Origin of the sequence: Mesorhizobium sp. M0306 (assembly GCF_040321655.1) — a bacterium.
GTDB lineage: Bacteria > Pseudomonadota > Alphaproteobacteria > Rhizobiales > Rhizobiaceae > Mesorhizobium.
This window is the reverse complement of the sequence record NZ_JAMYRY010000002.1, coordinates 396,468-405,009: the sequence shown is the minus strand read 5'-3', so window position 1 is coordinate 405,009 and position 8,542 is coordinate 396,468. Positions and strand designations below refer to the sequence as shown.

The following is an 8,542-nucleotide window of genomic DNA, read 5'->3' as shown; positions in this document are numbered from 1 at the left end:
AACCGCCGCTACAACACGTTCGCGAAGATCATTGGAAAGAGGTCGGGTCATCCGATGCTGGCCTCCACTCCAGCCAGCATCTTGAATCACAAAACAGATAAATCTGGAATCCCCTTTGATTCCGTCAAAGGGGGAACCGCTCTAGCTTTTGCGTGAAGCGATTGCCCTGGGCATCCGTCCGTCGATCGAATAGGCGCCGGCGCCGGCCATTGCCAGCGCCAGAAAACCGCCGGATATGGCGATGTCCTTCATCAGCATCTGTGAATGCATAAAGGTCAGCGTCGGATCGTCGCCGCCCTGACCATAGTGGCCGATGAAGCCCGCCGCGATGCAGAAGGCAGCGAGCAGCAACGCCACGACTGGTGTCTTGAAGCCGACGAGGACGAGCAATCCGGCGATCAGCTCGAACAGGCCTGTCGCCCAAGCCACCAGCGTCGGCAGTGGCAGGGCGAGGCCCGCGAAATAGCCCGATGTGCCGGCGATGTCGGCAAGCGCATGGAAGCCGGACGGCACGAACAGCGCGGCGAGCAGCAGCCGGGAAAGCAAGAGCAGCGCATTGCGAGGCATGGTCTCCTCCGATATCGGCGGCCGATGCTAGCAGAGTTCCAGCCAGCAGATATAAACCGACAACGAAAAAGGGGCGCGGAAAATTCCGCGCCCCTTTGTTCAGGAAATGCTGGGCCGCTTCAGCCGCGCTTGGCGTCGATCGAATAGGCGCCGGCACCCGACGAGGCGAGCACGAGGAAGCCGCCGGCAATGCCGAGGTTTTTCATGAAATTGATCATCTGCATCTGATCGGCCCAGCCGGTGTGGGCGACCAGTGCGGTGGCGACTGTGAAGATCGCCATCACCCAGCCGACGATCCGGGTCTGGAAGCCGACGAGGATGGCGAGCCCGCCAAGCAGTTCGATCAGGCCGACGACGATGGCGGTCACCATCGGCAGCGGCAGGCCGAGGCTGCCGAAATAGCCGGCGGTGCCGGCAATGGCCGTTAGCTTACCGAAGCCGGAAAGCAGGAAGATGACCGAAAGCAGGATGCGGCCGAGCAGGATCGTGCCCGAGGCGCCGGAGGCGGTGCCGGAACCGGCAAACGAAGTGTTGGTGGACGTGTTGGTGGACATGCGTAACTCTCCAGAAGGGTTTGGCCAAACGACTTGGGATAGCCGTCCAGTTAGCGCATGCCGACTGTTCACCAAAGACGTCAGATTGGTTACGGATTGTTCACCGAGGTAACGTTTTCGCGATCAACTTACCCTGGGTGCGTCATGTCCTCCGGCCGCACCAGCCGCTCATAGTCGGCTTCGCTGACCAGCCCGGTGGCCAGCGCTTCCTCGCGCAGCGTTGTGCCGTTCTTGTGCGCCGCCTTGGCGATCTTGGCGGCGTTGTCATAGCCGATCGTCGGCGCCAGCGCCGTCACCAGCATCAGCGAACGGTCGAGCGCTGCCTTGATGTTGTCTTCGCGGGCCTCGATGCCGACGACGCAATTGTCAGTGAACGACAGGGAAGCGTCGGCCAGCAGCTGCACCGACTGCAGGAAACAATAGGCCATCAGCGGATTGTAGACGTTGAGCTCGAAATGGCCCTGGCTGCCGGCGAAGCTGATCGCCGCGTTGTTGCCGAACACCTGCACGCAAACCTGCGTCATGGCCTCGCATTGTGTCGGATTGACCTTGCCCGGCATGATCGAGGAGCCCGGTTCGTTTTCCGGCAGCGACAATTCGCCGAGGCCCGAACGCGGGCCCGAGCCGAGCAGGCGGATGTCGTTGGCGATCTTGAACAGCGCCGCCGCGCAGGCATTGATGGCGCCGTGCGAGAAGACCATGGAATCATGCGCGGCCAGCGCCTCGAACTTGTTCGGCGCGGTGACGAAATCGATCCCGGTGATTGCGGCGATGCGCGACGCCACTTTTTCGGCAAAACCGACCGGCGCGTTGAGGCCGGTGCCGACCGCGGTGCCGCCCTGTGCCAATTCCTGCAGGCCGGGCAGGGTCATCTCGATGCGCTTGATCGACGAGGCGACCTGAGCCGCATAGCCCGAGAATTCCTGGCCGAGTGTCAGCGGCGTCGCGTCCTGCGTGTGGGTGCGGCCGATCTTGACGATGTGGGCGAATGCCTTGGTCTTGGCCTCGAGTGCCGCATGCAAATGTCTCAGCGCCGGCAGCAGGTCGTGAATGATGCGCTCGGCGCAGGCGATGTGCATGGCCGTCGGATAGGTGTCGTTCGACGACTGGCTCATATTGACGTGGTCGTTGGGATGCACCGGCTTCTTCGATCCCATGACGCCGCCCAAAAGCTCGATCGCCCGGTTGGAAATCACCTCATTGGCGTTCATGTTGGACTGGGTGCCTGAGCCGGTTTGCCAGACGACCAGCGGGAAATGGTCGTTCAGCTTGCCGTCGATGACCTCCTGGGAGGCCTCGATAATGGCCTTGCCGATCGCCGGATCGAGCCGCTTCAGCTCCATATTGGCTTCGGCGGCCGCCCGCTTGACGATGCCCAGCGCCCGCACGATCGATGCCGGCTGTTTCTCCCAGCCGATCTTGAAATTGGCCAGCGAACGCTGCGCCTGCGCGCCCCAGTAACGGTCGGCGGCGACCTCGATGGGACCGAACGTATCGGTTTCGGTTCTGGTCTCTGGCGCGCTCACGAAGTCTCTCCGGTTTGCAATTTGCAAACGGCGTATCGCGTTGCACAAATGCCTTCAAGCGGAGATTGCGGGTGACGGGAATGCAAATCGGTTGAAGCAGCACCTTTTCCTTCTCCCGCAAGGGGAGAAAGAGGAGCGCAACTACTCACCCCGCCGTGTATCCTCCATCCACGGCGAAGATTCCGCCGCTGGTCCATGCCGCTTCGTCGCTGGCGAGATAGACCGCGATGCCGGCAAGGTCGCTGGTTCGTCCGATGCGGCCGAGCGGATAGCTGCGCTCCACATAGGCGTTGAGCTCGGCTTGCGCGGCTTCCGGCAGGTTTTCGATCGACCTGCGCCGCATCGCTGTGTCGACCGTGCCGGGCGCGATGGCGTTGACCCTTATGCCGCGCGGCCCGAGCTCGAAGGCGAGCGACCTGGTCAGCGAATTGAGCGCGCCCTTCGACAGCGAATAGAGGCTGGACGGCCGCTTCGGGGTCATCTTGTGCGCGAAATAGGACGAGATGTTGATCACCGAGGCCGCGCCCGACGCGAGATGTGGCAACAGCCGCTGAGTGAGGAAGAATACGGCCGTGACGTTGAGCGCGAACGACTGCTGGAACTGGTCCTCACTGACGGTTTCGAACGGCACCAGGAACGCCACGCCGGCATTGTTGACGAGGATATCGAGAGGTGTGCCGCGCCTGGCATGCTCGACCACGGCGTCGATGCCGGCGCTGGCCGACAAATCGGCCGACAGCGTTTCGATATTATTCCCGAGCTGCTTGCGGGCGGCGTCGAGTTTTTTGCCGTCGCGGCCGACGATCAGCACATCCGCGCCTTCGCGCAAAAACGCCTCGGCGATTGCCAGCCCGATCCCGTCCGAGCCGCCGGTGACCAGCGCCCGTTTGCCGCCCAGTCTCATCCAACACTCCCGCGCATTGCCGTCTTGTCTGATAAGGAGAACAGCGCCGTTGCCAATTGTGGTCAAGCCGCCGGCCTATCCTACAATATGAACTTTCGGCTGATGCGCCTGTCTATTCGGCAGCGGCTGTACCGCGCCGAACAGCCAGCCGCGTAGCGACGAAATTCTTGACCTGATGAATGGCCTGTTCACGCGTGACGCTGCCGGGCTGCAGACCAAGCCGCAACCACAGCCCGTCGATCAGGGCGGTGACGCCGAAAGCGATCTCGTCAGCATCGCGTGCCGGCGCCAGACCGCGCAGGCCGGACAGCAGGTTGGAGCGCATGCGCGCATGGATGACCTTCTGGATGCGGGCAAGCTTTTCGTCGCGCGGCACCTCCGCGCAAAGTGAAAGCCAGGCGTGGCAGAGGGACGGCTGGAAGAGATGCGGCTCGAAATTGCCTTCGATGATGGCATCTATCCGTTGCATTGGCGTGCGCGCCTGTCTCAGCCGCTCGACCACCGCATGCCGCAGCACCAGGTTCGATTCCCGCATGGCGTGCTCGAACAGTTCCCGCTTGCTGTTGAAATAATGCAGCACGATGCCCTTCGACGCGCCGGCCTGTGCCGCCACCTTTTCTATGGTCGCGCCAGCTATGCCTTCGCGCTGAAGCACGGCAAAGGCGGCTTGCCGCAGCTCTTTGCGGCGTATGTCGCTGAGACGCTTGAGTTTCACGGGCCGGATCCATGCATCGAAAACCGACGTTGACATTTTCGTCCATCGAGATCAAGAATTGACCGTTAGGACAATATAAAAACCGAATGGTCAACATTGTTGGTGAAATACATTGTTGGTGAAATGAGGAGAACCGAAATGCTTCGTAGCCTTGGAATAGGCGCCTCGTTCGGCGTCCTGCTGGCGACCCAGCCGGTCTTTGCGGCTGAACCCGAGCAATGCAAGGTCGTGCGCATGGCCGAGCCTGGATGGAACGACCTTGCCTTCACCACCGGCGTCACCAGCGTCTTGCTCGATGCGCTCGGCTACAAGCCGGCAAGCTCGCTTCTGGGCATCAACGTCATCTATGAATCCTTGAAGAACAATGATTTGGACGTGTTCCTTGGCTATTGGGATCCGGCGATGATCACCTACTACGAGCCCTATAAGAAGGATGGCTCGGTAGACGATGTGCGCGTCAATCTCGTCGGCGCCAAATACACCTTTGCCGTGCCGACTTACGTCTGGGAGGCCGGTGTCAAGGATTTTGCCGACCTGCAAAAGTTCGCCGACAAGTTCGGCAGGAAGATGTACGGCATCGAGCCGGGCTCGAACCAGCTGATGATGGACGCCATCGCCGATAAGTCGCTGGGCCTCGATGGCTGGCAGGTCGTCGAATCGAGTGAAGCCGGCATGCTTTCCGAGGTCGGCTACGAGATCAAGGAAAGGCGCTTCATCGTCTTCCAGGGTTGGGCGCCGCATCCAATGAACACGATGTACGACTTCAAATATCTGAGCGGCGGCGACAAGTTCTACGGCCCGAACTTCGGCGCCGCGACGGTGACGACGCAGGTTCGCAAGGGCTATCTGCAGCAATGCCCGAATGTCGGGCAGTTGCTGAAGAACCTCGCCTTCGACATCGATTTCGAAAATCTCGGCATGGGCTATCTCATCAATGACGGCATGAAGCCGGAGGAAGCCGGCCTGAAGGCGGTCAAGGAGAATCCGGATAGGCTCGGCGCCTGGCTTGCCGGTGTCACCACATTCGATGGCAAGCCCGCGCTCGACGCAGTCAAGCAGCAGCTCGGCCTGTGATATCGGCCGATCAGGCGGGCTGGAACGGCCGCAAGCGCAAGGTCGGTGCTGAAACGGCCTGCGTCGAAATCGCCGGGCAGGAGCCCGCGCTGGTGCTGGTGCACGGCTTCTCCGACACGAGCCGCAGCTTCTCCTTGCTGGCGCCGCATCTCGCCGGGCGCCGGCTTGTCATTCCGGACCTGCGCGGGCATGGCGCCTCGCCGGCCGGGACACGCGGCTTCGCCCCGGCGGATTTCGCGGAAGATGTGGCGAGTTTGATCGAGCGATTGCGGCTCGAGCGGCCGGTTCTGGTGGGGCATTCCCTGGGTAGCATGGTGGCGATCGAGGCAGCCGCGCGCTACCCCGAGATGATCGGCGGCCTGGTGCTGATGGCCGGAACGCTACGGCCGCAGATCGGTGAGGACCACCCGATGACCATTGGTGTGCGGGCGCTTCGAGATCCGATATCACCGGCCGATCCGTTCTATGACTATTGGCATGCCTGCGAGGCCGAGGTTCCAGCGGAATTCCTGACCATGACTGCGGAGGAGGCGTCAGCCATGCCGGCGGCACTTTGGCGCGCAATCCTGGAGCAGGTTCGGCGCGTCGATCTGACCGACAAGGCGCGCACGCTGCGCCTGCCGGCGCTTGTCATTGCTGGAGGGCGCGACCTGCTCTTCGACGAAACGCACCAACAGCGGCTCCTCGAAGAAATCCCTAGCGCCGCGTTCGTGAGCGCAGCGCGCTGTGGCCACAATCCGCATTGGGAGGATCCGGCATTGGTCGCGGCAGCCGTCGGCCGGTATTTCAAGGTCGGGACCAAAGCTGGATCCGAGCCGACAGCCGAAACGACCGGCAGTCCGGGCTGAGAGCAGTCATGAATCTTTCCGAATACGTGGCGTTGGATGCCGTCGCCCTGGCCGGGCATGTTCGCTCGGGCGAATTATCGGCTGTCGAGGTCGTCGAGGCGGCCATCGAAGCGATCGAAAGCATCAATCCCGCCATCAACGCCGTGACGCTGATCGATGCGGACCGGGCGCTTTCCGCGGCGGCAAACTACAACAGGCAGGCGGCACTCGCCGGCATTCCTTTCCTGGTCAAGGACACCGGCGTCAATGTACTGGAGTGGCCGACGACGCACTCGTCGCTCTACTTTAAGGATGCCGCGCCGAAGCCCGACAGCGAGATCGTCCGGCGCTGGCGGGCCGCCGGTCTGATCTTGCTGGGAAAGACAAACACGCCTGAATTTGCCAACGACTTCGTGACTGAACCCAGCTTTCGCGGCCCCACCTTGAACCCCTGGGATCCTTCGCTGACGGCGGGCGGTTCGAGCGGTGGTGCTGCTGCCGCGGTGGCAAGCGGCATGGTATCGGTCGCCCACGGTTCCGATATCGGCGGCTCGATCCGGGTGCCGGCTGCCTGTTGCGGCGTGTTCGGCATGAAGCCGTCGCGCGGGCTCACGCCTGTCGGGCCTGGTCGAGGTCAGGTCGGCGCCGGGCTCTACGCCGAGAACGTCCTGTCCCGCACCGTTCGGGACAGCGCCGCCATGCTGGACATGACTGCCGGTCCAGAACAAGCAGCGCCTTACTCCGTGTCGAAATCGGTGCCGTCCTACCTGGACTGGCTGTCTTCCCCCGGCGAGCGTCTGCGCGTCGCGTGTCTGGCGCACCGGCCGGATGGCACGCCGGTCGCGTCCGAGATTGGGGAAAAATTCCAGGAAGCCATGATCCTCCTCGAGGACATGGGGCACCAGGTCACAGAGGCGCGTTTCCCGCGGGAAGCCAGCGCCGGAGCGGACTGGAGCATTTTCTGGATGTCGGAGGTTGCGCGGCTGGTTGACGAGCGCGCCGATGAGATCGGGCGGATGCCGGCGGCTGGCGAAATCGAAAGCCTGACTCGTCACGCGCTCGACTGTTTTCGGCGGTCTTCGGCCGCCGACTATCTCAGGGCGCAGGACCACATGCACAGCGCTTCGCTGGCGATGGCGATGGCATTCGATGCGTTCGACCTGATCATGACGCCGACCACGGCCGACCTGCCGCCTCGGCTTGGCGCCATCCGTGGCGATGGTGCTCTCTTCGATTACGAGGCTTGGGCGAGCCGGGCCTACGGCTTTGCGCCTTTCACGGAAATCTTCAACGTCACCGGGCAACCGGCCGCCAGCCTGCCGCTGTTCCAGTCGAAAGGCGGCCTGCCGATCGGCATCCAGCTCATTGGCCGCAAGAACGAGGATCACCAGCTGCTTCGCATTTCCCTTGACCTGGAGCAGGCAACCGCATGGACCACGCGTTATCAGGTGATCCATGCCAGGCATTTTCAGGCGTGAACCAGATGAGGGAGTCCAGCGCACATAGGTGGCTTCGACGGCGTTGGTCATGCCGGCGTTGGCTGCCCGAACAGCGATCGCGCCGTCGGCGCCAGGCGCAGAACCTCCACGGGCCTGGCGAATTCCCGCTGCGCGGTCCGCTCGAATGCCAGCCATTCCGGGGAGGCAGCCAAGGCTGCCTCATGGCGGGCATGCGCTTCGGCGCTGTCGAAACCCGTGATGCTGATGAAGACGTTTTCGCCGGCCCGCACCGGCAACCGCGGAAAGCTGTTTTCGGCATGCTCGGTAACGAAGGCGGCAAGCGGCGGTGCGCTAAATGCGGCGAGCACCGGAAGAGCTGCGGTCTGGAAATTCCTGGCGAAGCCGGCTTCGAGGCCCGGTCGCAAATGATGAATCTTGATGATAACAATTTCCTGCAAAGCACTGCTTGTGCTTGGTTCTTCGAGATCCGTCTGGGGTACTCGTTGCGATCCCGAGAGGTCTAGGCCGGCGCCCGGCCAGGCCGGCTTCAGCAGCAGCACGTCGTCAGAATCGATCATCGTGGCGTTGGCGGCGTCGCGCCAGGCAGCCCAGACCGGCCCGTCATAGAAGGCGGTCAGAGCGTTTTTCCGCGCTTCCATACCGTCGAAGCCGCGCAGCCAGACGAACATGTCCGGCCGGTCGAGATCGCGGAACTGGCCGATGATGGTCATCCCCGCCGTTTCCTGGCCCTCGATCAGGTGATTGTCGAAGATGCCGATCAGCGTCTCGCGCCGGCCGGGTTTCAGTGTGTATTGCCTGAGTTCGACAACGGGCGAGGCGAGCAGATCGGATCTAGACTCGGCGTTCAAAGGCAGGTTCATCGCTCGATCTCCAAAACAGGACAGTCATCCTGTTTTACAAAACAGACCGGTTGTC

General features: G+C 62.5%; 9 protein-coding genes. 3 read left to right on the top strand and 6 right to left on the bottom strand.

Annotation, left to right across the window (positions count from 1 at the left end; genetic code table 11):
* Nucleotides 1-141 precede the first annotated feature (141 nt).
* The 5 genes from NKI95_RS06925 to betI form a co-directional block, all read right to left on the bottom strand.
* Entirely contained in the window at nt 142-567 is a 426-nt protein-coding gene (locus NKI95_RS06925) for a DoxX family protein (protein ID WP_352715202.1), read from the bottom strand.
* Between the two features lie 119 nt (nt 568-686).
* Nucleotides 687-1,121, bottom strand: a complete 435-nt coding sequence (locus NKI95_RS06920) for a DoxX family protein (RefSeq protein WP_023722731.1) — start codon at nt 1,119-1,121, stop codon at nt 687-689.
* A gap of 128 nt (nt 1,122-1,249) precedes the next feature.
* Nucleotides 1,250-2,647: a class II fumarate hydratase gene (gene fumC / locus NKI95_RS06915; protein ID WP_352715199.1), complete on the bottom strand. Its 1,398-nt coding sequence runs from the start codon at nt 2,645-2,647 to the stop codon at nt 1,250-1,252.
* 145 nt (nt 2,648-2,792) lie between these two features.
* A complete protein-coding gene (locus NKI95_RS06910; protein WP_352715197.1) occupies nt 2,793-3,551 on the bottom strand; it encodes an SDR family NAD(P)-dependent oxidoreductase in 759 nt (252 codons plus the stop codon).
* Nucleotides 3,552-3,663: 112 nt separating this feature from the next.
* Nucleotides 3,664-4,266 carry a choline-binding transcriptional repressor BetI gene (gene betI / locus NKI95_RS06905; protein ID WP_502909120.1) on the bottom strand — a complete coding sequence of 201 codons (603 nt, stop codon included), beginning with the start codon at nt 4,264-4,266 and terminating at the stop codon, nt 3,664-3,666.
* A 138-nt stretch (nt 4,267-4,404) separates the two neighbouring features.
* On the opposite strand from betI, the gene choX reads away from it, so the two are divergent.
* The 3 genes from choX to NKI95_RS06890 are packed head-to-tail and all read left to right on the top strand — an operon-like array spanning nt 4,405 to nt 7,645.
* Entirely contained in the window at nt 4,405-5,340 is a 936-nt protein-coding gene (gene choX, locus NKI95_RS06900; protein WP_352715192.1) for a choline ABC transporter substrate-binding protein, read from the top strand.
* A complete protein-coding gene (locus tag NKI95_RS06895) occupies nt 5,337-6,188 on the top strand; it encodes an alpha/beta fold hydrolase (protein ID WP_352715189.1) in 852 nt (283 codons plus the stop codon). The genes choX and NKI95_RS06895 overlap by 4 nt, the downstream gene beginning before the upstream one ends.
* An 8-nt stretch (nt 6,189-6,196) precedes the next feature.
* Complete coding sequence (locus NKI95_RS06890) at nt 6,197-7,645, top strand: amidase (protein ID WP_352715186.1); 1,449 nt, start codon at nt 6,197-6,199, stop codon at nt 7,643-7,645.
* 47 nt (nt 7,646-7,692) lie between these two features.
* Here NKI95_RS06890 and NKI95_RS06885 read toward each other — a convergent pair whose 3' ends face one another.
* Nucleotides 7,693-8,487 carry an NIPSNAP family protein gene (locus NKI95_RS06885; RefSeq protein ID WP_352715183.1) on the bottom strand — a complete coding sequence of 265 codons (795 nt, stop codon included), beginning with the start codon at nt 8,485-8,487 and terminating at the stop codon, nt 7,693-7,695.
* Between the last annotated feature and the right edge of the window lie 55 nt (nt 8,488-8,542).

What these genes read in the sequence shown, in the direction of transcription:
- NKI95_RS06925 (WP_352715202.1), bottom strand. Translation starts at nt 567, where the DNA reads ATGCCTCGCAATGCGCTGCTCTTGCTTTCCCGGCTGCTGCTCGCCGCG.
- NKI95_RS06920 (WP_023722731.1), bottom strand. Translation starts at nt 1,121, where the DNA reads ATGTCCACCAACACGTCCACCAACACTTCGTTTGCCGGTTCCGGCACC.
- NKI95_RS06910 (WP_352715197.1), bottom strand. Translation starts at nt 3,551, where the DNA reads ATGAGACTGGGCGGCAAACGGGCGCTGGTCACCGGCGGCTCGGACGGG.
- choX (WP_352715192.1), top strand. Translation starts at nt 4,405, where the DNA reads ATGCTTCGTAGCCTTGGAATAGGCGCCTCGTTCGGCGTCCTGCTGGCG.
- NKI95_RS06890 (WP_352715186.1), top strand. Translation starts at nt 6,197, where the DNA reads ATGAATCTTTCCGAATACGTGGCGTTGGATGCCGTCGCCCTGGCCGGG.
- NKI95_RS06885 (WP_352715183.1), bottom strand. Translation starts at nt 8,487, where the DNA reads ATGAACCTGCCTTTGAACGCCGAGTCTAGATCCGATCTGCTCGCCTCG.